The sequence below is a fragment of the Paenibacillus sp. J45TS6 genome, assembly GCF_018403285.1.
Classification (GTDB): domain Bacteria; phylum Bacillota; class Bacilli; order Paenibacillales; family Paenibacillaceae; genus Paenibacillus.
The window spans coordinates 16,460-42,583 of record NZ_BOSJ01000010.1; the positions used below are offsets into that span (position 1 = coordinate 16,460).

Here is a 26,124-nt window from a genome sequence, read left to right on the forward strand (position 1 = left end):
ATTGATAACGTTTTCAAATCGAGTGGATATGGTGAGGATGATTTATGAAAAATCGTTTTCGATTTTCTTTGCGATTTAAATTTATTACCGGATTCTCGTTGATTATGGTGCCGCTAGTTTTATTCCTTTATTTCAACAACGTCTATGCTATGGGTGTTGTACGGGATCAGGTCTCTCTGACGAATCGCAATTATGTTGTTAAGAATGTGGAAGAAAATGAACGGATTCTGAAGGAAACGAACCGATATTTATACAGTCTGGGAGAACAGGACCCCGATATCATTTCGTTATTTTTCTTACCGTATGGAAGCGGCGATTACACGATTGCTAAGCAGCGGATTGTCAACAAGTTTAGAACGGATCTCGGATTTTATGATCTGCTGGATGGTTTATTTCTATATGATATCGTCCATCAGGACACGGTGCTGGCTACGCAAAATGGATATGATGAAAAAATTACAGCGATTGAAGAACTGATGCCGGAGGCTTCCCGTAGAAGTGCAAATGTTCCTACGTATAAGTGGGAGATTGTTCAGACTAAAGATCGTTATCATCTCGTGAAAACGGTGCGAATTAATGAGCAGTTTATTGCCGGAGCATGGGTACCGATAGACAGTCTCAATCAGCGGGTCCACAGCACAGAATGGGGAGAAGGCGGCGGCTCAGTGATTTTATCAAATCGAGGAACTCCGTTATCCAGCACGGAAATACCAGGGGAAATCGTACGACTGGCATCACAAAATAAATCAGCCCTCACTTCGTTATATCAGGTTGTGGAACAAGGGGAAGAACATGATCGTTATCTCATGATCGGTGTGCCTGCTCATGAGGCAGTCATTAACTATGTGGTCATGTTGCCAGAGTCGAGCATTATGCGAAACTTGCCTGTATTCCAGCAAATTATCCGCCTGCTCCCCTTTGCCGCATCCATTTTACTTCTTCTCACGCTCTTCTTTCTAAGACAAGTTCTATTCAAACCAATGAACACACTGATTCGAGGAATGAAAAAAGTCAGCCGAGGGGAACTGGATGTGAAACTCGGTCCATCGTCTTCTCCTGAATTCACCTTTGTAACGGAAACTTTCAATCAGATGACCGCAGAGGTACAGGACTTAAAAATTGGTATGTATGAAGAGCAACTCCGTGTTCAAGAGGCGGAACTGAAACAGCTGCAAATGCAAATCAATCCTCATTTTTATTTAAATTCACTTCATATTATTCACAGTTTAGCAGCCTTGCATAAAAATGATCTAGTTCAGAAAATGGCAGAACACCTAGCTGGCTATTTTCGCTTCAGTATGCGAGCAGACCGCAGCTTAATTCCTATCAAAGACGAACTAAGACATGTAGAGAACTATCTTGAAATTCAAAAACTGCGATTTCCGCATAGACTACAGTACGAGTGGGAACTAGACCCAAGGTGTGAAGAGATCCTTCTTCCTCCTTTAACCCTTCAGCCCTTTGTTGAGAATAGCGTGCTCTATGGTTTCAAGAAGGGAAGAGATATTCTCTGCATTACGATAAGGGTTGTCTATTTACCAGAAGAGGAACAGCTTCTGATACGGATTCAGGATAATGGTCCGGGTTTCCCAGAAGATGTTCTTGCTAGGCTGCAGGAGGGTGAATATACGCCCGAGGAAAAAACGGAGAAAAGTATTGGCATCTGGAATGTACAGCATCGTCTACGGAAAATGAAAGAGGCGAATGCAGAGCTTTATTTTGATAATGAAATCGGCGGCGGAGCGGATGTACAGATAAAAATGAACTGTCATCGTCAATTACCAGGGGAGGAGATAACGAATGTACAGCTTGCTCATCGTGGATGATGAATATTATGCAGTTGAGGCTATGCTGCATGCTGTGGATTGGAAAGGAATCGGTATTGATCATCTCTATACAGCGATGTCAGCGGATGAAGCTCGAAGCGTACTCATCAACAACCAGGTTGATATTATGATCTGTGATATTGAAATGCCGGAAGAAGACGGATTATCTCTTCAGATCTGGGTTCAGCAGCATGCAGCTCAGGTTGAGACCATTTTTCTGACGGGTCACGCCGAGTTTTCGTATGCACAAAAAGCGATTCAGCTGCACAGCTTCGATTATCTCTTGAAGCCTATTGCTTCAGCCAGCTTAATGGAAACCGTCAAACGAGCATTAGAAAAACGAATGCAGAACCTCGAGTTCACTAAATTAACGGAAACTTATGAGGCTTATGCAAAAGAAGATCAATCTTGGAAACCAAAGCGAATGACCCGATTCTGGAAAGATCTCTGTTCTTCTCGTTATCCCATGAATGAAGCGAAAATTAAGGAATTAAAGTTAATCTATCATGTGGATATCGATCCAGGGACCTTCATTCTGCCAATATTGTTCCGTGTGGAAGAATGGCTGCGAAAGTTCCCTGATAAAGACCTTGATATTATGGAGTTTGGACTGTGTAATGCGGCGGAAGAATTCGTTCTAAATGGGAGTATGGGTGATGCGATAGCGGATCAGCGCGGTTATGTTCTCGTCTTGTTATATGCTTCTGATCCGCCCCCTCAAGTTCCAGATACACTGGAACTCACCTGTAAGGATTATATGGCTAGGTGCACTGCATATTTGTCATGCCGTTTGTCCTGCTACATTGGGGAATGGACATTGCTAACGAATATGCCGGAGTCTTACCGAAAGTTGAAGCAGGTCCACAGGCATAACGTGGCAGGCAGTGACGGAGTTCATTACATGCTGCCAAGTTTAGAGAAACAAGCATCTACATCTGAGCTTATCCCTCTACCTTGGGCATCTGACATATCACTACTTATGGAGACAGGAAAAATAAAGGAAGTATTATATAAAGCAGACGAACTCATCGATTGGATCGAGAGTCAAAAGTATGTATCAGCAGAGCTTTTGCAATCTTACTATCATGCAATGCTCCATTCCATTTACCCTTTACTTCATAAGAAAGGCATTTCGCTTCATCGTATTTATCCTGCAGAAGAACCACTGGAAGCAGATGTAACGAGATCCTTAGCCGCACTTCGGGAGTGGGCGCATGACCTCATCTCTCGAGCGGGCCTGCTGCTTCATCCGGACGGAGAGGACACGCACTCAGTAGTAAAACAGGTATGTCTATATATTGATGCGAGGCTGGAATATGATCTAGGGAGAGAAGAAATCGCGGAATTCGCCCGGTTTCACCCAGCTTATCTATCGAGACTGTTTAAAAAGGAAACAGGGATATCCCTTAGTGACTATATTCTTCAAGCAAGGATTAAAAAAGCACAAGAGCTACTGCTGAACACAAGTTCCACAGTTACTGAAATAGCAAGCAAGGCTGGGTATGTAAACTATACTCATTTTACAAAGATGTTTAAGAAATATACGGGGCTTACTCCCCAGCAATATCGTAGGCAGAACGGGAATAAGACAGATCAAGAGCGGACGCTGTGAGCGTTTCGCTTTTTTTATTCCAGATGTCATCAAATGACACAATAAGAGGTTACGATACTGAGTATTTGAGCTGCGACTCGAATCTTATAATGAAGTTAACCACTGAAGTGAGAGGGTGAACAGTGAACTTATAACAAAGAGGGAAAGGTGTAGAGCAATGCCAAAGCCGATAAAGAAAAAGAAAACCATGCTGTACAATCTGGGCAAATACAAAGTGCTGTATCTGATGTTTTTGCCAGGGGTTGTGTTTCTGCTGATTAATAACTATTTGCCGATGTTTGGAGTCATTATCGCTTTCAAAAATGTGAACTACACGGATGGGATTCTCGGAAGTCCTTGGGCTGGACTGGAAAATTTTAAGTATCTGTTTGGCACATCGGATGCGTGGGAAATTACACGGAACACACTGGCTTACAATGTGGTGTTTATTCTGCTGAATCTGGTGCTCGGCGCTGGTCTTGCTATTTTGCTGAGTGAAGTAAAAGGAAGATTCACTTCCAAGTTTTATCAGTCGGTCATGCTGCTACCATACTTTCTATCCATGATCGTGATCAGTTATCTGGTACTCGCTTTTCTAGGAAAAGACTCGGGGTTCATGAACACAAGCTTTCTGCCGTTCTTTGGCAAGGAACCGATAGACTGGTATTCTGAGCCGGAATACTGGCCGTATATTTTACCCTTTGTGAACACTTGGAAAAACATTGGTTACTATGTGGTCATCTATCTGGCAGCCGTCATCGGAATCAGTGAAGAGTATTATGAGGCCGCCGTACTTGATGGTGCGAGTAAGTGGAATCAGGTCCGATTTATTACGGTTCCGTTCTTATATCCACTGATGATCGTCATGACGTTACTGCAGATCGGACGTATTTTTTATGCTGATTTTGGTTTGTTCTATCAGGTTCCGCTCGAATCCGGCGCTCTGTTCCCAGTAACGAATGTACTTGATACCTATGTTTATCGTACGTTCCTCATCGGTGGTGACATTGGTATGTCTTCAGCAGCGGGGCTGTACCAAGCGGTTGTCGGTTTTGCACTTGTGCTGCTGTCCAATTCCATTGTTCGTCGTATCAATAAGGATAACGCACTATTTTAGAAGGAGGAGAGTTCTTTGCATATGGGTCCCACCGATAATCCGCTTCATGTCTCCAAACGATCAGGAGTTGTCATTCATGCTTTTTTCATCTTCTATGCAGCTCTGTGTATCTTGCCGCTCATACTTGTGCTCTCTATCTCGTTATCCGATGAAACGACGGTCATTGCGAATGGATATCGGTTCATTCCAGAGACATTTAGTGTAAGCGCTTATGAATTTTTGTTCAAAGATATGGATCAGATTATTCGATCGTATGGAGTATCTATTTTTGTTACTGTCGTAGGCACAATCATTAGCGTCGCCCTAACGGCTTGTTATGCTTACCCGCTTTCCAGAAGTGATCTGCCGTATCGCGGATTCTTCGCATTCTTTATTTTCTTCACGATGTTGTTTAATGGTGGTTTGGTACCTTGGTACCTGGTCTATGTGAACTTGCTAGATCTAAAAAACACCATATGGGTATTGATTATGCCGATGCTCATGTCACCGTTTTTTGTGCTCGTCATGCGTACCTTTTTTTCAAGTTCGATTCCGATGTCGATTCTGGAGTCGGCCCGTGTGGACGGCGCAGGGGAATTTCGTACCTTTGTAAGGATTGTTCTTCCGCTGTCTCTGCCGGTACTTGCAACGGTTGCCTTATTCAGCACACTGAATTATTGGAACGATTGGTATCTCAGCATGATCTTTATTTCTGACAATAAAACGATCAGTCTTCAGTATCTCATGTACCGAACATTGCTTGATATCCAGTACCTTACTTCGAACTCCAATGTGGCTTCGCAGATTTCTTCACAGGGAGGTATGCTGGACCTGCCGAATAAGACTTTGCAGATGGCTATGGCGGTTGTTGGGATCGGACCGATTGTCCTCGCATATCCTTTCTTCCAGCGTTATTTCATCAAAGGGCTGACCGTGGGTGCGGTAAAAGGCTAGATCATGAAACAGAAGTCCGTACGTACGGAAAATGATAAAAAGAAAGACTGATCAGAATGAGTAACAAGTAAGTTGTATAAAAAAGAATTCATTACTAAATGCGTAAATTATATAAGGGAGGTCATGTCATGACCGGGTTTCAAGTCGGACGATTAGTCAAGCGGAAAAGATCCATTATTTTGGCAACATTCACTGCATTTGCACTAGTTCTCAGCGCATGTTCGGGGAGTGGAAGTACTGCACCAACGGATGAGCCAAAGACGGGTGGAAATACAGAAGTGAAAACGGAGAAGTCCTATGAAGTATCTTTGTTCTACCCAGGGACACCGCAGAAAGATGTAGAGAAGGTACAGGCCGAGATTAATAAATATATAGAACCTAAAATCGGAGCCACACTGAAAATTAACGCGATTGACTGGGGACAATGGGACAACAAGCTGAATCTCATGATCTCGTCTGGTGAGAAATCAGATATTATTTTTACGGCAGCATGGCAGAATTACACCGTGAACGTTGCTAAAGGCGCCTTCTTACCATTAAACGATCTGCTGGATAAAGTCGGTCCGGATATCATTAAGAACCTTGACCCTGCATTTCTGGAAGGATCGAAGGTAGACGGGAAGAATTACGGTGTTCCTACCAATAAGGAACTAGCGGCAACCCGCGGTGTACTCGTTAGAAAAGATTTGCTTGAAAAGTATAATCTCGATATTACGAATGTGAAGACTTGGGCCGATCTTGAACCACTGCTCAAAACGATTAAGGAAAACGAACCTAGCGTAACTCCGTTTTATATGTCCAATTCTACAGGCAACGGACTACTAGATAATCTGGATTGGGACTATCTTGGTGATGCATCCGTTCCTGGCGTCATTCGTAAAATCGGTTCTGACACGACGGTGATGAATGAAGTAGAGACCCCTGAATTTAAAGAAGCCGCTGCCCTTGCTCGCAAGTGGTATGAAGCTGGATATATTAATAGTGATTCTGCAACTTCTACGGTATTCCCGAAAGATCAGGCGAAAGCCGGCAAAGTCTTCATGTGGACAGATGGAATGAAACCCGGAAAAGATAAGGAAGAGGAGAGTTATGTTGGCTTCCCGCTGACTCAGATCGAACTTACACAGCCTACGATTACCACAGGAGATGCATCGGGAGCTATGCTTGCCCTGTCTCGTACTTCGGAGAATCCAGAAAAAGCAATGGCAGTCATTAACCTGCTTCACTCTGATCCGTATGTGAATAATCTGCTCAACTTTGGTATTGAGGGCGAACACTATGTGAAAAAAGAAGGCAGCGAAAATATCATCAGCCTGCCGGAAGGCACAGATCCAAATAACCGGACCTATAACCCAGGAGCTCAGTGGCAGCTTGGTAATCAGTTCCTGAACTATTTATGGGATAATGAAGATCCTGAAAAATGGGCAAAATTCAAAGATTTTAATGCAAGAGGTGTCAAATCTCCGGCACTTGGATTTACGTTTAACAGCCAGTCTGTTAAAAATGAAATTGCCGCGGTGAATAACGTCAACAAGCAGTTTAAACCAGCACTTACTTCCGGAGCAGTAAATCCAGATGAAATGATCCCAAAATATGCAGAGAAATTGAAAGCGGCCGGTATTGATAAAATTATTGCTGAGAAACAAAAACAGCTGGATGCTTTTTTGGCAGGTAACTAGTTTTAAACTGTGATTTCTATAGAAGAACTGTACCCGGGAATGTGGGTACGGTTTTTTTTTATTAAACTTACCAGGGGATGCAAGAGCATAGTCTGGCCGAACTATTTTCACAAATATCGTGTTATAGCTTCCATATTCACAACATGGGTTGTAAACTATTACATGTTTACCAATGACTCACATTAGGGAGTGGCATAAACAGATGGAATTATCTATGGAATTATCAGGCATATGGAAGCTGATGCATTATGATGTAGGAGAAAAGAAACCGATGGAACTGGCTGCGCCAGGTTTTGATGATAGGTTCTGGGTAGGAGCAAGTGTTCCGGGAGATGTGCATACAGCGTTAATCGAGCGGGGAATCATTGATCCCCCGTATTATGGTCATAACGATATCAAGAGTCGCTGGGTAGAACAAAAAGAATGGTGGTACCGAACGACTTTCACGCTAAGCGAAATTAGCGGTGAAGGCGAACGAACGGAGATTCATTTTGAAGGATTGGATACGTTTGCGAGCGTGTATGTGAATGGACATGAAATAGGAAAAACTGAAAATATGCTGAGATCCTACCGTTTTGATATTACGAGGGTCATACGTAAAGGCTGGAACTCCATCGCTATTCGGTTTGATCCGCTGGCCATTCATTATCAAGACAAAGAATTATTTGATTGGTCTTCGTACACGAAGGAGCGACCATGGATTCGCAAAGCGGCAATGAACTATGGCTGGGATTGGGGTCCACGTATGGTCACTGCCGGTATATGGGGAAAGGTCCATGTTAACCAGTACCGTAAGGCGCGGATTGAGAATGTGCAAGCAAGTACGATTCAAGCGGATCAAGATCTCGCGATTGTTCATCTTACGGCAAATGTAAAGAAATATCATAAAGAAGCAAATTGCTCCGTAATCATTGCACTAAAGGATCAAGATGGGAAGGTAGTGGATCAAGCTACAACCCCAGTGGACAGCGGCAATGCTCATCTGGAACTACGAATTTCATCCCCGCAATTGTGGTGGACTCATGAGCTAGGAACACCTTATTTATATCAACTTGAGGTTCGTCTTTTTGCCGAAGAAGAAATTCTTGATTCCTATGAAGAAGCCATCGGGATTCGGACTGTAGAACTTGCACTACAAGATGCCGAAGGCCGTGATGTTTTTGCTTTTATATTGAATGGGGTAAAAGTGTATGCCAAAGGCGCCAACTGGATTCCAGCTGACCACCTGATTGGCTCCATACCAGATCAGAAGTATAAAGATCTGATTGATCTAGCTGTCTCCGGGCAGATGAATATGCTGCGAGTGTGGGCCGGCGGCATATACGAGAAAGATGTATTTTATGAGGAATGTGATCGAAGAGGAATTCTTGTGTGGCAGGATTTTGCTTTTGCTAATGCGCTCTTCCCCGACTTCAATCATGATTTTATGGAAAATGTCCGCGGCGAAGTGATCGATAATGTAATTCGTTTGAGAAATCATGCTTCCTTAGCGCTGTGGTGCGGAAATAATGAGATCGATTGGCTCTATGATATGAAGACCGCAAGCGGTGATATCACAAGTCCATTCTATGGAGAGAGGATCTATCACGAGCTAATTCCGGAAGTGCTTGAAGAATTGGATCCACTCCGTCCCTATTGGCCGTCTTCGCCATATGGAGCTAAAGGCGGCTATGATGCAAACGATCCAGGCAGCGGAGATCGGCATAACTGGCAAGTATGGCATGGATCTGTATATCCGCGAATGTCGGGGGAAGTTCCTGTACTGGATTACAGTATTCAGGGCGTGAGCTTTAAAAATTATAAACAAGATGATGCGCTATTCAGCAGCGAATTCGGAATGCATGCCTCGGCGAATCGGTATACGTTAGAGAAGAATATCCCGGAAGGCCAGTTTTACTGGGGAAGTCCAGAAATGGCGTACCGAAACAAAGACACGAATCATCAAAAAGGGATTCTGCTGATGGAAGGGTATACGGGGATTCCTAAGGATATCGAGGAATATATGGATTTTTCCATGCTGACCCAAGCGGAAGGATTAAAATATGGAATCGAACATTTTCGGCGTAATCAAGTACGAAACAGCGGTGCGCTGGTATGGCAGCTAAATGATAGCTGGCCTGGGACAAGCTGGTCGATGATCGACTATGAGCTATTGCCGAAAGCTTCCTTTTATTATGGGAAACGTTTCTTTGCTCCCATACTGTTGTCACTCGATTACGAACCAGGGGAAGAACTGAAGGTCTGGCTGATTAATGATACGCTGGAGATATGCCAGGGAACTCTTGAGCTGAAAGTAATTACGTTTGACGGGGAAGAAGTCTATTCGGCTTCGATTGGTGCAGTGGCAGAGGCACAGTCTGCAAATTGTTATATGACGTTAGAAGAGGCGGAAGTACTCAGGGGTAAACGGGCGGAAGAGGTTATAATTGAGCTGTCTTCGTCTACCATTGAGGTTCCAGTGAATCGTTATTATCTACGTGATCCAAAAGAGGTAGTCCTGCCCGATACAAACTTGCTAGTACAGGTGAATGAAGCTAACTCCGAGGTGGTAGTAACCGCAGTTGGCACGTTGGCTCGTTTTGTAAAACTTGAACTCCCGCTAGGGAATGTGATTTACAGTGATAATTATTTTGACCTGCTGCCTGGGGAACAAAAAGTAGTCGAGATCGATCATCAACATGGAGCCGAAATACCTTGGTCAGGATTACGAGTCAGTGCGCTAAATGCTGGGGTCTCCACCTTAAAAGATGGTTTAAAAATATAAGGGGTGTGCCGTGTGTCACATACGTTAGCTATAAATGATGATGATTCTTTGGATTCTGTGAGAGCCGACTGTAATCAATGTTTTGGATTATGCTGCACGGCTTTGCCTTTTGCGAAATCTGCCGATTTTACTTTTGATAAAGACGGTGGTACGCCTTGCACGAACTTACGCGCGGACTATCGATGCGGGATTCATCAGGATCTTAGAGAAAAGGGATTAAAAGGTTGTACCGTGTATGAGTGTTTTGGTGCAGGTCAGAAGGTTTCTCAAGTCACATATAAAGGTGAGGACTGGAGGAGTTATCCGGCAACTGCCGAAGAAATGTTTGCTGTATTCCCCATCGTGCAGCAAATACAAGAAATGTTATGGTATTTACACGAAGCTCTTGCTCTTGAAGTGACCACATCTTTTCATAATGAACTTCGGGTTCAAATCGAAGAATGTGAACGACTGACTAGGGAAAGTCCAGAGAACATACTTCGAATAAATGTACCTGAGCTAAGAGCAAATGTGAATAAGCTGCTCATCCTAACAAGTGAACGTGTCCGTTCCCAGATACAGAAGAAAAAGAGTCCGAAAAAGACGCGGAGAAGTGATTTTATCGGTGCGAATCTAAAAGGAGCTGATCTCGCGGGAGCTGACCTCAGAGGTGCATTACTCATTGCTGCTGATCTAAGGGGAGCTGATATGAGAGTTACCGATCTGATCGGCGCAGATTTGAGAGATGCCGACGTAAGTGGTGCAGATCTGACAGGCTGTATCTTTCTTACACAGGTCCAAGTGAATGCTGCTAAAGGAGATTCATCTACTAAGCTTCCATCTTATCTAAAGATTCCGGCGCATTGGGTGGAGTAAGATGGAAAAGTTTTTTTTGAAAAAAGGATACCGAATGAAGAACCCTGGAGGTATAGCTTTGGGGTTCTTTGTGTTTTTGTTATGTAAGGCATAAATAGATCGTTTTTGTAGTGTGATAGAGGGGATGGAAGAAAGTTTATAACAAATATCCCAAATTAAGTTATAATTTAATGGTACATGTATGTTCGTGAGTAGTCGATATGTGTGAAGTTCATAGATATTTGTTATTACAGTTTATTTACGAAGTTCGTAGATAAAGAAGTTAGATGCAAGAATGCCTTAAATCCTTGGAAGAGATTTCATTCTCAACATCCTGTTGCTTGACGAGAAAATATGTAATAACTACATGATGGCTTTCCAATATTTGCGACTTGTAAGTGAATGAGGTGCTAAAGTGAAAGAAGATAATATTAAGAATAAAGAGAAGGAACAGAGATTAGAAAATATATCAAAATTTATGGAACAGTATCAAGAGCAACAAGAATATCTTAATAAACGTTATCCTACTGATGTCCCTAATGAAGTTTGCAATCATGTATTTATTCAAGGAATTAAGTTTGAGAATAGTTTTATGCCACAAGTCTATGATTTTGTTCAGATAATGAAATGTAATGATGAAGAATTATTCATATGGACTCATTCAAAGGATACAGATACTGCGTTAGTCTCGTTGGTCTCGAGTAATGTGAAGAACATTAACTTCTGGAAGAATGTTGGGGTTATTATTCAACTTGCGTATTCTTACTCAAGAGATTTTGAGCACACAATGGAATTAGAATATAGATGGTGCTATTATTTTGATCCTAATAAATCAATATTTGATCAGGAATTATATCGTAACTCTGATAAATATGGATTACTAAATGGTACTATTTTGAAGCTTACTGAACTTTGTCTTCTCTCCCCAATTATGGAGCTGTTATTACGAGATGATAAGGCATTTACTGCAATGAGTATTTTTTATTCTTCAATGCAAATTCACTATTGTTGTTTAATATGTGAGTTGGATAGATATCCGTACAAGAAGCATACAAGTCATGAACCAGATATATGGGAGCAAGCTAATGTAATTTCTGTATATGAAACCGCAATCGTACAGGCGTGTAGATGTGTTGAAGCCCTGATTGGAAAACCGCCAGGAAGGGAAAATAGAGGACGGTTATTAGAACATAAACAAAAGTGGGTTGATCAGTTTGGTATAAATGCAGATGATACTTTTCGAAAGTCTGGTACTACATATATTGATTTCTACTATTATTTATTTGAGCTTAGAAACTCTGCAGCACATAGTTATGGAACAATACCTTTTGGCCTTGAAAGGAAGCAAGCTGTTGATGCACAGTGTTTTGCTTCAATATTACTTGATGGATACGTAATGAAGAATGCAATTAAAGAGGAAGATGCAATTAATAAACTATGTATCAATCAAAATATTATTGAGAAAGTAAATGAGGCAATGAGTACCTCTAAAACGTCTGAATTATTAAAATCTGAATAATAAAATATACAAAGTAAAAAGATTATGAGGGTCGACGTCCTGTCTTTATTCGAGGAAGAAAGGCATTCCATCATCAAACATCATATCCACGGATCGGGCCTGTCGGCCTTCGGTCCGCAAGTAGCGATCGACATGGAAGCGGGTTCAGCGGACACATCCGCACCGACTAAGCGCATCGCGCCCGGCTACATTCGCAGCCTTAAGTCGGTGGGACGTCGTGGATACGCGAACGTTATCAGAAATCATATGCAAGTGACGATGGAAGGTGGTTCTATGAAGCAATATATTAGACTCGTATTGTTATTAGTATTCCTTGTTTCAATAGTTGGATGTAACGATAACGATAATGATAAGAATTTGCAATCACTATTAATTGATAATGAGAGATTGATTTCTGAAAATCAAGAACTAGTAACTGAAATTAAAGCTCTAAAAGAACAATTAAATGAACAAACTCTAATTACAACTCAATTGACTGAAGAAAATCAAGAATTGCAAAGATATAAACGTGAATTATCGATTCAAGAAAACCAAATTAAATATGACGTGAGAATACCTCTTGATGTGTTCGAAGTAATTCAAATCTATTTTTCTTCAATGAATAGCAAAGATCTTATAAAACTTAAGAAAATCACTGCAACTCATCTTTATGAGAGTAGGGCTGAGTTTATTCAATCTGATAGATTCAAGGAATTGTCAATTGAAGAAATGAACTACCAAACAGAGTACGACTATGTATCTAAGGATAAAATAACTGAAACCATAATAGTAAGAGTTAAATATCAAGAATATGACAATAATTTTGCTTTGCAAAATACTAACAAAACCGGTTGGAAAATAGTTGATATAGATTAATGTAAGTTGATTCAGAGAGGGCATATAACATCTGATAACAATGTGTTCACGCATCGGCGGGCAAGCCGCCTCGCTCCCGGAAGAAAAGTCGATGAAGCTGTTGCCGGGACACATCCGCACCACCTAACCGCATCGCGGCCTGTCCTACGGACCTTAAGGTGGTGGGACGTCGTGAACATGGAAACGTTGGATGAAATACCGGCAATTATAAGGTAAGATGTTAAGGATAATCACGCCATGGTATATAATGAAGACAAAGAGGAGGTTATTGTGATGAGCATTGAAGAAAAACTAATTCAAGATTTTTTAGCATTGCCTGAAGATAAGAAGATTGAGGTGATTGATTTTGTTGAATTTCTAAAGAACCGAAGTAATCAGCAAATGGAGTCACTTATGGATGATATTATTAATGAAAACAATGAAGCGCTTAGGGAATTAGCCAAATGAAGAATATTAGTCTAGAACAGCTTATTCAATTCCATGCAAAGATTGTTATGGCAACAGGTGGTTCGGACGGAGTTAGGGATCGTGGTATAATTGAAAGTGCTTTAAGAAAAGCAGAAGCAACTTATGATGGTCAGGAGCTCTATGAAGGCACTATAAGGAAAATATCTGTGATTGGATATGCATTAATAAAGAACCATGGATTTATTGACGGGAATAAACGTATAGGAGTAGCGACAATATTGCTTTTATTACGTTTAAATGGAGTTACTTTAAAATACGAGCAAAAAGAATTAATTAAATTAGGATTAGAGACTGCAGAAGGTAAAATTAAAGAAGAAAATATTGAACAATGGATAGAAGAACATCGAGTATAGAAATTGCTTGATGTTTTTTTACATAATCGTGAATTCTGTAAGTACACCAAAGAAGGCCAGTACATCATCTAACATAGTATCTACGCTGCGGGCCGTTCGGCCCTTGGTTCGCGGAAGTGGTAGGCAGAGAAGCCGAATCAGCTCACAACCCTGCGAGGCTAAGTCCGTCGGACCCGCCGCGATGCGCCTTAAGCCTCTCGGGTTCGTAGATACAGCAACGTTATAGGAAATCAGCATAAAGCATTATAACAGAAAATCTCAACAAAGAAATCTTAATAAAGGGACGGATTATTTTGGACTTGAGCCAAAGAAAGCAATGGAATGAAAATCATAAGAAACTAACCAATATTATTCTAAAACCAAGTGAACATCAAAATTCAAAAGAACTTTTCTTGAGTCAACATAGTCTGTTACATTCATCAAAAATGAGCAATTCACCAGTTGCTACTCTTGAAGATGATTTATTAAAGGATTTACTGGAGGAATCATACCGTAAGTATCCTATTACAGCACCTGATACACGGAACTCTATTGTATGGCATGTGTGGCATGTTACACGTATTGAAGATATGACAATGAATATTCTCGTAGCTGAAGGTGATCAAGTATTATACACCGATAATTGGGCTAAGAAACTTAAAGTAGATTATCCGCATTCGGGAAACGAAATGACAGAAATTGAAATTGCTGATCTAAGTGAGAATATTGATATTAATGCATTATTGGAATATAGAATCGAAGTAGGACAAAAAACTCGAGAAATTGTATCTAATTTATTGCCAGGTGAATTTAGAAACAAAGTAGATACAAGAAGAATTAATATTCTTAAAGAGCAAAATGCAGTAAAGAAAGAAGCCTCTTGGTTGCTTGAATATTGGGGGAATAAGACTACAGCTGGATTAATACTAATGCCTGCGACAAGGCATATATTTCTACATTTGAATAAATCGATCAGAATCAAACAAAGAATTCAAAAAAATAAGGGTTATCAGAATTTCGAAGAAGACGCTGGCATCCTATAACAAAGTATTCACGCATCGGGCCATTCGGCCCTCGGTCCGACAGAAGTAGAAGTCAATTCGTGGGAGTAAACACAGATACAGGGGAGCAGAATCAGCCGGACACATCCAACTCCCTAACCGCGTGGCGGCCGCCCCTATGGGGCTTAAGTTGGTGAGGCGTCGGGAACACAACAACGTTATAGGGAATCAGCGTAAAAGTTCAAAAACACCATTTTATTCTTAGTTGTTTTTCTAATCGAGGAAAGGGCAGTTACGTTAAATGAAATAAATTTACATAACAATACAACTCAATTGTGAAATCGCATGACGTGGAGGCATATAAACGATGATTGGAAAATTTATAGCAACAGGGTCGAGTTGTGAAGTGTATGAATGGGATGGCGACGATAAAGTCGTTAAATTGTTTCATGTAAACACACCGTTGAAATCCGTACAGCTTGAATATAACAAAAGCTCCGTGGCTTGGAAGAGCGGACTGCCAGTTCCCCGACCGTTCGAACAAGTAATTTGGGAAGGCCGTCACGGAATTGTTTTTGAAAAGATAGTTGGGGAAACGCTCGTCAATCGTATATTTGAAAGGTTATATACTTTCCAAAAGGTGGACAACGAATTACGATTATTCGCTAGATTGCTCAATGATATTCATAAGACAATCACCCATGACATTGAAACCGATCAAAAGAAGAATTTAAAAACTATTATTGGCCATCCTGCATTGTTTACCAAAGAAGAAATAAGGGCCATCCATGAATATCTTGACCGTTTACCTGCTAAACGACAGCTTTGTCAAGGGGATACGAATCTGAGCAATCTGATTTTGAGAGACGGAGACAACAAACCAGTTATGATCGATTGGATGCATGCCTCGCTTGGAAACCCAGCAGCGGATGTTGCGGAAGTTTGCGTGATAATCGAATATGCTGTCTTGCCACTGGAAACTCCTGCTGCTGTCGATATGTTCTTCCGGACTTCACGGCAAGAAGCTTATCACATTTTTATGGACGAGTATTGTAAGTTGTCAGGAGTAACAGAGGAAGAAATAAGATCATGGTATGTTCCGGCCGCCGCACGATCCATCGCGTCAGGTGCCTTACCGAACGAACAAGTTGCCAGATTAGCTACAATGATCCGTAATATGTTGGCCAATTCCTTGCGTGAAATATAAGTTGACGAAGAATGATAGTTGAATAATGTTAGTACTTCGAAGAATACGCTGGCATCCTTTAACTATGCATTAACGCATTCGGGGCTGTCGCCCCTCGGTCCACAGGAAGTAATCGGCAGGAAGCATATTAAGTGGACACATCCGCAACGGCTAAGTGCATCGCGCCCCACTGCATTCGCAGCCTTAAGTCGGTGGGACGTTGTGGATACGAATACGTTATACGCAAGTTCGTTAAACCTTTATGAGATAACTAAATTTTCAAAATCGATTTTCAACCCATATTTATAAAAAAAGTCGACACCCAATATTGCATCGAAACCATAAGGTTCTTTTGTAAGTCCTAGTTGGATAGTAAATTGGATGCTATCAGTAGAGAGGTCTGAGACAATCTGTTGGTAACACAACTCACTTGAGCCACCTACACCATACATCCGAACCGACTTTCCGTTGATAAAGTCTATATCCAGGCAATAGGTTCAACAAGATTATCAGTATCAAAGATAGTTGTGGAGCATCCAGTATCCAGTAAGACATTATTGAGAAGCGTTGATTTATTCTTGTAAGATAGAGGAAGAGAAACATTAGGCAGACCATTTACAAGATGTATTTTCATCGAAGACCTCTAATTCCTGTAAAGGGTTGCTCAATAACTTCAATGAATTCATTTCCAGTGTGGAATATATAGAGTTCCCTAACAGGCTCTGACAAATGAAGTTCTTTATAAGAGGCCCATGCATGTTTAGGGTCGTCATATTCAGAAAAAACTGACATTTCTTCAATAGTTCTTTTGTTATTATTAGAATGAATGGTAAGTGCTTCAACTAATACCAAACGATTAGGATGTATCTTACGGATATGACTCCATTTCATACATAAACACCTCCGAAAACCTCCGAAAAGACTTATAAATTCCCTATGTAAGAACAAGCAATGATAGTGAGTTCGAAGAATAACGAACCAGCGTATAACACCGTTTTCCTGCTGAGTCGCATTCGCTCCTTGGTCTGCCCGAAGGTATCCAAAAGGAGATCATCAGGCAGACAACCCTGCGAGGCTAAGTGGCGGAGCCACCCAGTCGCTACGCTCCTTTAAACCTCTCGGGTTCAGGAACACAAGAACGTTAGATGGAACATTAGAGGATATATGAAACAAAATTTAGCTATATCATCGGAGGTAATATGAAAAAGAGGTTATTTATCTTTTTAGTTATTATGATCTTCGTCGTAGGTGGTCTTACTTTTTATATTTACATCAATAATGCAACGGTAAAAACGGTAAACACATTAATAGAGAATGTAGACAAGGGAAATATAAAAGGAATAGGGTTGAGTAACGAACAGTTGAATTCAATAAAAAAGATGATTACTTTTTCTAATGAAAATAATCTTAGTGAACCTAAAATAAATATAAATAAAATTTCTAATGACGGAAATAAAGAAGAATTGTTAGTGCAATTTGAGATATTTCAATATAGAAACGATAACCAAATCGAGAATATATATGTAGGCTCATTACTTTTTACATTAGTTAAAAAGTCAATCTTAAAATGGGAGGTATTAGATGTCAAAACTATGAATGTGATGGAAATGCAATTGTGAAAGTTTCTCAGGCATGCTTCGTCTAACACTACATACCTACTGCGTGCAATTCGCCCTTGATTGCCTAGAAGGATTTTCAAGAAGATTACTTAGGCGATACATTCAATCAGCTAAGTCTGAAGACCCGTTCCCTACGGTCACTTAAGCTGCTTGAACGTCAGGAATGCACAAACGTTATGTGAAATTCCTGCTATGAAAATTAGACCCAAAGTAGAAGGTGAGATTTTGAATTACTACAATGCCATTAATTTCTTAAAAGAACATCAACCTCTACCTGATGATGAACTGTTGGATGAAGAGACTGTTAGTAAATATGAAGAAGTACGACGTTACTTTTTAAACAACCCATCCCCAGATTGTATTCCACTTTTTCTCAATTCATTCGGTATGGGCAGTGGTTTTGGAGTATACCAACTTATTGAAGATGTTCTATTGAAATGTAGTGAGGAACAAGTGTTGCGACATTTAATAGATGCTTTAGAGAGCCGTAATATAGGAGTTATATATTGGTCGGTACAAGTAGCTTCTTATTATCCAAATGATGATCTGGTTCTCCCTCTCTCAGTCCTTTTAAATAATCAAAACGCCGATATAAGGTACCATGCTGTTGTGGCACTCAGCGAAATAAACAGTGCAATAGCTCAAAAAATGTTAAGGGATCGCCAACATATTGAAACGGATCAAGAGATAATTGAATTAATTAACAATATAAATGAAAGTGATTAGTATATTAACTCAGGGTGGCATAAACTTCACATAACATAGAATTTAAGCAATAGACAATTCGGCCCTTGGATCGCCTAACGAAGAATAAACGAGAAGAGGATTCAAGCGATAAACCCTGCGAGGCTAAGTCTACGACCTGGCGCGAGCGCCTTAAGCCTCTCTGGTTCATGAATGCGAAAACGTGATAGGAAATACCTGCAATCATATTAAATTGGGAGTGATTCAATGAAGATAGCATTCATTCTATTCGATGGAATTACATTTTTAGATTTAATAGGATTCTATGATGTCATTACTAGACTTAAACATTTTGAAGCTACTAAGGATTCCTGTTGGGATATGTGTGGGCTTAAAGAAGAGATAACGGATGAACTTGGAGTGACGGTAAAAGTAAATCGAGTGAACCCAGATTTATCGGAATATGATATGTTGTTTGTTCCTGGTGGATTAGGAACTAGAGCACTAAGATATGATGAAGAATTTATTAATTGGTTAAAGAAAGCACAGAATGTCGAATACAAAATTTCAGTATGTACTGGCTCTTTACTACTTGGAGCTGCGGGGTTCTTACACAACAGAAAGGCCACAACACATCCATTTTCTTATGAATTATTGGAACCGTATTGTAAAGAAGTGATTAAAACAAGAATAGTTCGTGATGGCAATGTAATAACCGGCGGTGGTGTTTCTACGTCTATAGATCTGGGGTTATATGTCATTGAACATTTTTTAGGGAGCGAACAAATAGAGAATATTAAGAAACAAATGGATTATCCGTATGTTCATGTAGGCATTATTGAAGTTTAGTATATCGAAGAATGCAGATGCTTCCTATAACATACTATTCACGTATCGGGCATTCGCCCTCAATCCGAAACGGAGTTTTAAGAGGAAACAATTAGGCATCTGAATAGCAGTGAAGCAGAATTAGTCGGACACATCCCGCCACCAACCGAGTCGCGACCGGTTCCTACGGAGCCTTAAGGTGGTGGGACGTCGTGAGCACGGAACGTTAGACGTAATTCCTATAGGATCATTTAAGTACTATAACCAAACAAACATGAAAGAAATAAACCTAAAGATGAAGATAAGTAAACAAACAGGCGAACATTATAGCTGGGGAATTAATTGTGATGGTTGGCACCTTGTGAGAAAAGGAGATTTAAGTATTATTCATGAAAGAATGCCTCCAAGTGCAAGAGAAATTAGACATTATCATAATAGATCAAGACTATTCTTTTTTATCCTATCAGGTAAAGCAACTAATGAGATCAATGGACTAGTATTTGAATTATTATGTTAGGAAGGAATCGAAGTTCCACCCATGACAGCACATCAAGTATTAAATAATTCTGAAGATACAATAGAATTCTTAGTAATTTCTCAGCCAACAACTACAGGTGATAGAATAATATCAGAAGAATGATCTTGTTTTATGCAATTTCGAAGATGCCAGAAACTACGTCTAACAGAATATTCACGCTTCAGGGCTATCGCCCCTCGGTTATCAGATGTATAATCATGGAAGAATCTCAGACAACAAACGCCCTGCCTAAGATAAGAGCTATCTAAGGCTAGGGCGTTTGTTGAATATAAGAACGTTAGATGAAATCATATGACAAAATCAATCAAAGAAAACGAGGAGAAAATAATTATGTTTACATACAAAATTGATGATCTTTCTTATTTATCACTTTTAGAGATTCAAGATGCAGACAAGTTATATAAATTGATTAATAGAAATAGGGAGCATATTGGGGAATGGTTGAAATTTCCGAGTATGACTTTAAAAGTAGAAGATTCTCAAGCGTTCATTGAAAGAACACGAATCAGTTACGCCAAAGAGGAAGGGTACTGGTTAGGTATATGGAATGAAGATCAATTAGTTGGATCTATCGGATACCTATACATAGATAAAGAGAATAAGAAGACGGAAATTGGATATTGGTTAGGTAAAGAATACGAGGGAAAAGGACTCATTACGAAGTCAGTTATAGAACTTATCAATCATGCTTTCGACAAATATAAATTAAATAAAATTGAAATAGGAGCAGCAACAGAAAATAGAAGAAGTCGTGCAATTCCTGAGAAATTAGGATTTAAACAAGAAGGTGAATTGAGAGATTATGAATATATTCAAGGTAGGAATCTAAACCGAATAATCTACGGATTAAAAGCAAGTGAATGGAGAAGTAAATAAGATTAAATAAGGCATATGACATCATCTAATAAAATATTAGCGCTGCGGGCATACGCCCTTGGACCGGCATTTGCCAGACACCCACCATTCACTGGGTCTTGAATACAGGAACGTTATCTGAAACCATCCAGCTAACATTCAAAACTAACTAAAGGAGTGACCTAAATGATAAAGTCGCCCGGAGGTTCACTTTTTCCATATTATTATAAGGGTGGAGAAATCCATTGTCTTAAATATGGAAGTAAGTATAAAAAATATGAAGAACTTTTTGAATTAATGAGATTGGAAGAAGAATTTATTTTTAAAGCGAATAAAAAACTGAGAATATGGATTGATCTGTATGAAACATCTACAACAGATATAGTTCTTCAAGAGCTTGTGAACAATCTAAATAATTTAAATGGCTATGTAACGAAAATCTCATTTGTTGGACTTTCAAGTATAGGTAAATGGAAGTTAAAGCGCAAAATAAAGAATTTAAAGCTAGCATACCCTGTATCATATTTCTCAGATCCAGAGGAAGCAAAGACTTGGTTGATAAGTGATTGATAGTGAATGTAGCTAAAGAAGGCAATGACATCTGTTAACAGATCATTCACACAGCGGGTCATACGACCCTTAGTCCGCAGAGATGTTTCGTGGAAACATGTTCAGCGGATAACCGCCTGCGGAGGTTCGTGAATGCAAGAACGTTAGGTGAAATTCCTAAGAGAGTGAGTTTAATCAAACTAGGAGGACTAATATGGTATTTATGATTGTCGTTGTAGTAATAGGATTTGCTGGTGTTATTGGAAATCAAAATTCAGCATTAAGAAGAATGGAATCGATTCAAAGATCTTTGGATGAAATAAATCAGAAAATACGAGATGAAAATTAAGTGAATGTGGAAGTTGAAGTAGACCGGACAAATTCGACTGCGTCGGACGTCGTGAATACAGAACGTTAGCCAAAATTAACGGAAAGGTAAAAATAATTATGAGTCATAGACTACTAAATTATATATTACTTACCATAATTCTTGTTCTGATAATTGCATTAATAATTACAAATAAAGATAAAAGTACTACAGAAGAAGAGAGCGTAAAATATTTTGTGTAAATAGATAAATAGCAAAAAGGAAGACCTTTTCTTGTAGAATGAAGTTACCACACCACAATTCACAGAAAAGAGGTCTTCCCTATGAATCATTTTACAACAGATTTAGTCCAAGCTCTAGTCACAAAACAGGATATAACCGAAGTTTTTCGTTGCCACTTAGAAATAGCTATGCATCGCTTGTTAGAAACAGAATTAACGGCATTCCTAGACTATGAAAAGTACGACCGGCTGGGAGTGAACTCTGGGAATTCTCGCAATGGAGTTTACACGCGTACACTTCGCACTGAGTATGGTGAGCTGCAGCTTACCATCCCACGAGATCGCAATGGAGAGTTTAAGCAACAGACGGTAGCTCCGTATAAGCGTTCCAATGATACGCTTGAATCCTTCGTCATTCACATGTTCCAAAAGGGTGTGACAATGACGGAAATTGCTGAGCTAATCGAGAAAATGTACGGTCATCATTACACTCCTCAAACGATATCTAACATGACTAAGGTTATGGTGGAGCATGTAGAAGCCTTCATGAAGCGTACGCTAACAAAACGTTATGTTTGCGTCTATTTAGATGCGACTTACATTGCGGTTAAACGCGAAACGGTGTCTAAGGAAGCTGTATATCTTGCGGTGGGGATTCGTGAAGATGGCTCAAAAGAAGTCTTAACATATGCCATTGCACCCACCGAATCAGCCTATGTATGGAAAGAACTCCTGCAAGACATTCGCGAACGTGGTGTGGAAGAAGTACTCCTCTTTATCTCCGATGGATTGAAAGGTATTGTAGATGCCACTCAGCAAGTCTATCCACAGGCCAAATACCAAACATGTTGTGTTCATTTGGCACGTAATATCGCTCATAAAGTACGTGTATCTGACCGTGCAGAGATCTGTGGAGACTTTAAATCGGTGTACAGAGCTGACCATGAACAAGCTGGCAAAGCCGCTCTAGAATCCTTCTGTGACAAATGGAAACCGACCTATCCCAAGGTCGTTAAATCTCTACGAGAAAATCCATATATCTTCACATTCTACCGTTTTCCAAAGTCCATATGGAGAAGCATTTATTCGACCAATTTAATTGAATCTTTCAATAAACAAATTAAGAGATATACCAAGCGCAAAGAGCAATTTCCACATGAAGAGGCTCTTGAGAAGTTCCTGGTTTCACAGTTTGAAATCTATAACCAACGCTTCGCTACACGTTGTCATATTGGCTTTGATCAAGCCCGATCTGAACTCCTGGCGATGTTCTCCACCAAAGACTAGTACTACTTTCTACAAAAAAAAGGATATTTTCATTTACACAAAATTCTTGACGCTACCATGGATAGTTTTAGTTTATAACTTTTTAATTAAGGAGTTGTTGTATTGTCATATATAGATAAACTAGTTTCTCAAGTTTTATTGGTTGTTACAACTTTTGGATTAGATGAAATTACACCTGTAATTTTAAGTAATGGAGGCAATCTGATTATTCATTTGGCTCCCTATCCCATTGTTGCCCGATTAGCCAATGTTATTCCACAGGAAGAAGCAAATATCGTATACAAGAGACTTAATCGTGAATTAAAAGTAGCACATCACCTTCAAATCAAGAACGTTCCCGTGATGTTACCTACTGATCTTATTGATGCAGGACCCCACAATGTTAATGAGACATGGATGACGCTTTGGAACTATGTACCTCCTATAGAGTTACAACGACCATCACCGAGTGAAAGCGTTGAACTCGTAAGTAACCTTTCTATAGCAATGAAGGACTTTTCTGAAGAACTTCCTGTACTTGGTGTTTGGGAACGGACTTGTCGATCGGCTGCGAGATTAATGAAGAACTCGGACCCACGTATACAATCCTTACTTAAAATATTTCATGAAGTAGATAAAAAGATGCGAGTAGAAACAAATAATTTCATACCATCCCATGGAGATGCCCACGCTCGAAATTTAGTTCCAAGTACGGAAGGCTGGATTTGGACGGACTTTGAGGATGTATCATTGATGCCCGCTTACTGGGACCTAGCATCATTCGTTGGTAATCTCGCCTTGTTTAATGGATTTAAAGATCCGACTTTTAGTTACATGTTGAGCAATAAAGAGGTCATCTCGGATCCAAAAGCGTTTAGTTTTGCCCTGACTGCCCGCATATTGATGTCAACACTCGGCAATTTAGATTACGCTTTTGAAGGTTATGGTGATTTGGAATTTGCTACTCAACAACTAGAACTCGCGGGAGATTTTATTAGTCATATAAATATATGAAAATAGTTACTGATATCCTATAACATTGCTTTACATATAAGGAGGGTTTAAAAATATGTATAGTTCGTACGGAGAACTTTGTACTGAAGTTTATGATCTTAGTAAACCATTGGGTTACTCTGTTGGAGATGTAGAGTTTTATTTAGAATGCTTATCTAACATTAAAGGAAAAGTCCTTGAAGTTGGTTGCGGATCCGGCAGAGTTTTAATCCCACTACTCCGGGCAGGAATTGATATAGAGGGGTTAGATAATTCCGCTGCGATGCTGGACTCCTGTAGAAGAAGGTGTGATGAATTAAACCTGGATGCTACACTGCATAACAATGAAATGCATAATTTTTCTTTAACGAATAAATATGATGCTATTATCATTCCTGGGGGTTCATTTCAATTAATAGAAGGCCGGGAACAAGCGATTACCACTTTATAACATTTACATTCCTATTTAACGCCTGGGGGCAGGTTGATAATGGATTTGTTTATTCCCACTGATTTAAATGCACATTTCATCTCTACTAGGACGTGGAGTACCGCTAACCATGAAGTAATTATTTTAGAAGAGAGACGGACCGAAGTGAATATACTGGAACAGAGAATAGTGTCGTTATTGAAATACGAGAAATGGAAAGAAGGGAATCTAATTCAAACAGAATTACAACGCTTACCTTTAAGTTGGTACGGAAACTATGAATTCGACTGTTTACTTGATAGATTAGGTTATGAAGAAATCATAAAGTCAGCTAATTATAAGTTTATGGATACACCTTCAATTGATGGACAGATGATAACATATGAAGCCAGAAAAGCGTTAGTATAAGTGATATAAGCCTAAACTTCTCATAACAAGGAACTACAGATTTACGAATTCACTCTTGATCCCACTCTTGATCCCTAAAAAGGATTTGCTAGAAATCTTTTAACGCGATCCCTAAACTGCAACCGCTCCTAATTAATCATCTATATTACGGAGAACTATGGCAAGAAAATAATAAGAAACTACTCCGAAAAATTCAGAATTCAGTCTAACGCCCCTATTTCCGCGACAGACATAGGAGAAATCACTAGTGAGGTGAGATAAATGAAAAGATGGGCTACATTTATATTATTTGTATCATTGTGTATGTTGATGGGATGTGAGTCTTCTACCATAGAATCTGATAAAATTACCGAAAAAAAAGTGGAGCAAATATCAGAGCAAATATCGATTGAATATATAAATTTTGACAGCGAAGAGTACTCAATTATGAAAGCAGCAGGTACAGATCATGTAATGATATTTTCAATAGATTATGGAAATGTAAATGTAGAGAATATCAGTTATTGGATTGATCATTATAGAGATGGTGAGTTTTCCGGAACAATGTTAGATATGGGTTCTCAAATAACGACTGATACGAAAAGTAAGCTGTATTTTTCAACTATAAACATGGATACAAAACAAGAATTATGGAACATGGCATTAAGACAGAATGGAAACATCAGTAGCGGAAAGCAATTGAATACCAATATGGATTTTGATAGCACGATAACGGAACCAATAATCCAGAATACTTCAGCGGATTTAAATCAAGTTATTGACTTAGGAATGATGATCAGAAATAAAGATAAAAATTCGTTTGGCTCACACGAAGATATGGAGAAAACAATTGAACAGAACAAAGACGTTTACATACTAAGGTGTAAGATAAGCTAGGAAGAAGGTGGTGATTTTACGTATGAAGAAATTAGTTGTTACTTTTTTATTAGTACCACTAATATTAAGTGGATGTTCATTAAATGAAGAATCCAGCAGTGAAGGCAGGCCAGACTCAACCAATGAGGAGGCTATTAATCCTACAAACAATACGATTATAACAGGATATATTATTGATAAGGAAAAAGAGCGGCTACTTGTTGTTGAAGGATTAGATGAATCAGAATTTAATATCACTCAGCAGACAGTTGATGAAATATTAAAAATTGCTGATCCAAATGCAACTTGGGTTTCTATCGGAGATAATAAATACAATGATTTTAACGTTGGTGAACAAGTTAAGGTCACAGTAGATGGGGGGGTAAACACATCGTTTCCTGCGCAAGCATCTGCTAAGAAAATTGAATTAGTCAAATAAACTATT

The 26,124-nt window shown here is 39.6% G+C and carries 26 protein-coding genes and 1 pseudogene; 26 read left to right on the plus strand and 1 reads right to left on the minus strand.

Going from position 1 to position 26,124, the window contains the following annotated elements; all coding sequences use genetic code 11:
- Window positions 1-44 precede the first annotated feature (44 nt).
- The 13 genes from KJS58_RS15320 (at window position 45) to KJS58_RS15380 (ending at window position 16,126) form a co-directional block, all read left to right on the plus strand.
- A complete protein-coding gene (locus KJS58_RS15320; RefSeq protein WP_213533617.1) occupies window positions 45-1,826 on the plus strand; it encodes a histidine kinase in 1,782 nt (593 codons plus the stop codon).
- On the plus strand, window positions 1,801-3,438 hold the full coding sequence (locus KJS58_RS15325) for a response regulator transcription factor (RefSeq protein WP_213533619.1): 1,638 nt from the start codon (window positions 1,801-1,803) through the stop codon (window positions 3,436-3,438). Before KJS58_RS15320 ends, KJS58_RS15325 begins: the two co-directional genes overlap by 26 nt.
- A gap of 157 nt (window positions 3,439-3,595) precedes the next feature.
- Window positions 3,596-4,534, plus strand: coding sequence for an ABC transporter permease (locus tag KJS58_RS15330; protein WP_213533621.1), 939 nt, complete (start codon window positions 3,596-3,598; stop codon window positions 4,532-4,534).
- 21 nt (window positions 4,535-4,555) lie between these two features.
- Window positions 4,556-5,467, plus strand: a complete 912-nt coding sequence (locus tag KJS58_RS15335) for a carbohydrate ABC transporter permease (RefSeq protein WP_213533891.1) — start codon at window positions 4,556-4,558, stop codon at window positions 5,465-5,467.
- 128 nt (window positions 5,468-5,595) lie between these two features.
- Window positions 5,596-7,146, plus strand: coding sequence for an ABC transporter substrate-binding protein (locus KJS58_RS15340; RefSeq protein ID WP_213533623.1), 1,551 nt, complete (start codon window positions 5,596-5,598; stop codon window positions 7,144-7,146).
- A gap of 214 nt (window positions 7,147-7,360) precedes the next feature.
- Complete coding sequence (locus KJS58_RS15345) at window positions 7,361-9,910, plus strand: beta-mannosidase (RefSeq protein ID WP_213533893.1); 2,550 nt, start codon at window positions 7,361-7,363, stop codon at window positions 9,908-9,910.
- A gap of 12 nt (window positions 9,911-9,922) precedes the next feature.
- Window positions 9,923-10,765, plus strand: coding sequence for a pentapeptide repeat-containing protein (locus KJS58_RS15350; protein WP_213533625.1), 843 nt, complete (start codon window positions 9,923-9,925; stop codon window positions 10,763-10,765).
- A gap of 394 nt (window positions 10,766-11,159) precedes the next feature.
- The gene (locus KJS58_RS15355; RefSeq protein ID WP_213533627.1) at window positions 11,160-12,263 is read left to right on the plus strand and encodes a hypothetical protein; all 1,104 of its coding nucleotides are present in this window, start codon (window positions 11,160-11,162) and stop codon (window positions 12,261-12,263) included.
- 132 nt (window positions 12,264-12,395) lie between these two features.
- Window positions 12,396-13,118 (plus strand): hypothetical protein, encoded by a 723-nt coding sequence (locus KJS58_RS15360; protein WP_213533629.1) that lies wholly within the window; start codon window positions 12,396-12,398, stop codon window positions 13,116-13,118.
- Between the two features lie 273 nt (window positions 13,119-13,391).
- Window positions 13,392-13,565 (plus strand): DUF2281 domain-containing protein, encoded by a 174-nt coding sequence (locus KJS58_RS15365; RefSeq protein ID WP_213533631.1) that lies wholly within the window; start codon window positions 13,392-13,394, stop codon window positions 13,563-13,565.
- A complete protein-coding gene (locus KJS58_RS15370) occupies window positions 13,562-13,939 on the plus strand; it encodes a type II toxin-antitoxin system death-on-curing family toxin (protein WP_213533633.1) in 378 nt (125 codons plus the stop codon). Before KJS58_RS15365 ends, KJS58_RS15370 begins: the two co-directional genes overlap by 4 nt.
- A 299-nt stretch (window positions 13,940-14,238) precedes the next feature.
- Window positions 14,239-14,961 carry a DinB family protein gene (locus tag KJS58_RS15375; RefSeq protein WP_306433095.1) on the plus strand — a complete coding sequence of 241 codons (723 nt, stop codon included), beginning with the start codon at window positions 14,239-14,241 and terminating at the stop codon, window positions 14,959-14,961.
- A gap of 325 nt (window positions 14,962-15,286) precedes the next feature.
- Window positions 15,287-16,126 carry a phosphotransferase family protein gene (locus KJS58_RS15380; protein ID WP_213533637.1) on the plus strand — a complete coding sequence of 280 codons (840 nt, stop codon included), beginning with the start codon at window positions 15,287-15,289 and terminating at the stop codon, window positions 16,124-16,126.
- Window positions 16,127-16,735: 609 nt separating this feature from the next.
- Here the strand turns inward: KJS58_RS15380 and KJS58_RS15385 are convergent.
- The gene (locus KJS58_RS15385) at window positions 16,736-16,996 is read right to left on the minus strand and encodes a hypothetical protein (protein ID WP_213533639.1); all 261 of its coding nucleotides are present in this window, start codon (window positions 16,994-16,996) and stop codon (window positions 16,736-16,738) included.
- A 308-nt stretch (window positions 16,997-17,304) separates the two neighbouring features.
- Between KJS58_RS15385 and KJS58_RS15390 the strand changes: the two genes are divergently transcribed.
- From KJS58_RS15390 to KJS58_RS15440, 13 genes and pseudogenes are all read left to right on the plus strand, one after another.
- Complete coding sequence (locus tag KJS58_RS15390; RefSeq protein ID WP_213533641.1) at window positions 17,305-17,724, plus strand: hypothetical protein; 420 nt, start codon at window positions 17,305-17,307, stop codon at window positions 17,722-17,724.
- 225 nt (window positions 17,725-17,949) lie between these two features.
- Window positions 17,950-18,450: a HEAT repeat domain-containing protein gene (locus KJS58_RS15395; protein ID WP_213533643.1), complete on the plus strand. Its 501-nt coding sequence runs from the start codon at window positions 17,950-17,952 to the stop codon at window positions 18,448-18,450.
- A 225-nt stretch (window positions 18,451-18,675) separates the two neighbouring features.
- Window positions 18,676-19,257: a DJ-1/PfpI family protein gene (locus KJS58_RS15400; protein WP_213533645.1), complete on the plus strand. Its 582-nt coding sequence runs from the start codon at window positions 18,676-18,678 to the stop codon at window positions 19,255-19,257.
- Window positions 19,258-19,531: 274 nt separating this feature from the next.
- A pseudogene (locus tag KJS58_RS15405) lies at window positions 19,532-19,876 on the plus strand (cupin domain-containing protein).
- Between the two features lie 189 nt (window positions 19,877-20,065).
- Window positions 20,066-20,650: a GNAT family N-acetyltransferase gene (locus KJS58_RS15410; protein WP_249717396.1), complete on the plus strand. Its 585-nt coding sequence runs from the start codon at window positions 20,066-20,068 to the stop codon at window positions 20,648-20,650.
- Between the two features lie 165 nt (window positions 20,651-20,815).
- Entirely contained in the window at window positions 20,816-21,199 is a 384-nt protein-coding gene (locus KJS58_RS15415) for a hypothetical protein (RefSeq protein WP_213533647.1), read from the plus strand.
- A gap of 193 nt (window positions 21,200-21,392) precedes the next feature.
- Window positions 21,393-21,527, plus strand: a complete 135-nt coding sequence (locus tag KJS58_RS25665) for a hypothetical protein (protein WP_283771291.1) — start codon at window positions 21,393-21,395, stop codon at window positions 21,525-21,527.
- Between the two features lie 302 nt (window positions 21,528-21,829).
- Window positions 21,830-23,014, plus strand: a complete 1,185-nt coding sequence (locus tag KJS58_RS15420; RefSeq protein ID WP_213533649.1) for an IS256 family transposase — start codon at window positions 21,830-21,832, stop codon at window positions 23,012-23,014.
- Between the two features lie 102 nt (window positions 23,015-23,116).
- A complete protein-coding gene (locus KJS58_RS15425; RefSeq protein WP_213533651.1) occupies window positions 23,117-24,007 on the plus strand; it encodes an aminoglycoside phosphotransferase family protein in 891 nt (296 codons plus the stop codon).
- Between the two features lie 55 nt (window positions 24,008-24,062).
- Complete coding sequence (locus tag KJS58_RS25510; protein ID WP_249717398.1) at window positions 24,063-24,437, plus strand: class I SAM-dependent methyltransferase; 375 nt, start codon at window positions 24,063-24,065, stop codon at window positions 24,435-24,437.
- 39 nt (window positions 24,438-24,476) lie between these two features.
- Entirely contained in the window at window positions 24,477-24,824 is a 348-nt protein-coding gene (locus tag KJS58_RS25515; RefSeq protein ID WP_249717401.1) for a hypothetical protein, read from the plus strand.
- Window positions 24,825-25,085: 261 nt separating this feature from the next.
- Window positions 25,086-25,700 (plus strand): hypothetical protein, encoded by a 615-nt coding sequence (locus tag KJS58_RS15435; RefSeq protein WP_213533653.1) that lies wholly within the window; start codon window positions 25,086-25,088, stop codon window positions 25,698-25,700.
- A gap of 22 nt (window positions 25,701-25,722) precedes the next feature.
- Entirely contained in the window at window positions 25,723-26,118 is a 396-nt protein-coding gene (locus KJS58_RS15440; protein WP_213533654.1) for a YobA family protein, read from the plus strand.
- The last annotated feature ends 6 nt before the right edge of the window (window positions 26,119-26,124 follow it).

What these genes read in the sequence shown, in the direction of transcription:
- KJS58_RS15320 (WP_213533617.1), top strand. Translation starts at nt 45, where the DNA reads ATGAAAAATCGTTTTCGATTTTCTTTGCGATTTAAATTTATTACCGGA.
- KJS58_RS15435 (WP_213533653.1), top strand. Translation starts at nt 25,086, where the DNA reads ATGAAAAGATGGGCTACATTTATATTATTTGTATCATTGTGTATGTTG.
- KJS58_RS15365 (WP_213533631.1), top strand. Translation starts at nt 13,392, where the DNA reads ATGAGCATTGAAGAAAAACTAATTCAAGATTTTTTAGCATTGCCTGAA.
- KJS58_RS15335 (WP_213533891.1), top strand. Translation starts at nt 4,556, where the DNA reads ATGGGTCCCACCGATAATCCGCTTCATGTCTCCAAACGATCAGGAGTT.
- KJS58_RS15325 (WP_213533619.1), top strand. Translation starts at nt 1,801, where the DNA reads ATGTACAGCTTGCTCATCGTGGATGATGAATATTATGCAGTTGAGGCT.
- KJS58_RS15360 (WP_213533629.1), top strand. Translation starts at nt 12,396, where the DNA reads ATGGAAGCGGGTTCAGCGGACACATCCGCACCGACTAAGCGCATCGCG.
- KJS58_RS25665 (WP_283771291.1), top strand. Translation starts at nt 21,393, where the DNA reads ATGGTATTTATGATTGTCGTTGTAGTAATAGGATTTGCTGGTGTTATT.
- KJS58_RS25515 (WP_249717401.1), top strand. Translation starts at nt 24,477, where the DNA reads ATGGATTTGTTTATTCCCACTGATTTAAATGCACATTTCATCTCTACT.
- KJS58_RS15400 (WP_213533645.1), top strand. Translation starts at nt 18,676, where the DNA reads ATGAAGATAGCATTCATTCTATTCGATGGAATTACATTTTTAGATTTA.
- KJS58_RS15345 (WP_213533893.1), top strand. Translation starts at nt 7,361, where the DNA reads ATGGAATTATCAGGCATATGGAAGCTGATGCATTATGATGTAGGAGAA.
- KJS58_RS15415 (WP_213533647.1), top strand. Translation starts at nt 20,816, where the DNA reads ATGATAAAGTCGCCCGGAGGTTCACTTTTTCCATATTATTATAAGGGT.
- KJS58_RS15370 (WP_213533633.1), top strand. Translation starts at nt 13,562, where the DNA reads ATGAAGAATATTAGTCTAGAACAGCTTATTCAATTCCATGCAAAGATT.
- KJS58_RS15380 (WP_213533637.1), top strand. Translation starts at nt 15,287, where the DNA reads ATGATTGGAAAATTTATAGCAACAGGGTCGAGTTGTGAAGTGTATGAA.
- KJS58_RS15440 (WP_213533654.1), top strand. Translation starts at nt 25,723, where the DNA reads ATGAAGAAATTAGTTGTTACTTTTTTATTAGTACCACTAATATTAAGT.
- KJS58_RS15390 (WP_213533641.1), top strand. Translation starts at nt 17,305, where the DNA reads ATGAAAAAGAGGTTATTTATCTTTTTAGTTATTATGATCTTCGTCGTA.
- KJS58_RS15410 (WP_249717396.1), top strand. Translation starts at nt 20,066, where the DNA reads ATGACAAAATCAATCAAAGAAAACGAGGAGAAAATAATTATGTTTACA.
- KJS58_RS15385 (WP_213533639.1), bottom strand. Translation starts at nt 16,996, where the DNA reads ATGAAATGGAGTCATATCCGTAAGATACATCCTAATCGTTTGGTATTA.
- KJS58_RS25510 (WP_249717398.1), top strand. Translation starts at nt 24,063, where the DNA reads ATGTATAGTTCGTACGGAGAACTTTGTACTGAAGTTTATGATCTTAGT.
- KJS58_RS15340 (WP_213533623.1), top strand. Translation starts at nt 5,596, where the DNA reads ATGACCGGGTTTCAAGTCGGACGATTAGTCAAGCGGAAAAGATCCATT.
- KJS58_RS15420 (WP_213533649.1), top strand. Translation starts at nt 21,830, where the DNA reads ATGAATCATTTTACAACAGATTTAGTCCAAGCTCTAGTCACAAAACAG.
- KJS58_RS15330 (WP_213533621.1), top strand. Translation starts at nt 3,596, where the DNA reads ATGCCAAAGCCGATAAAGAAAAAGAAAACCATGCTGTACAATCTGGGC.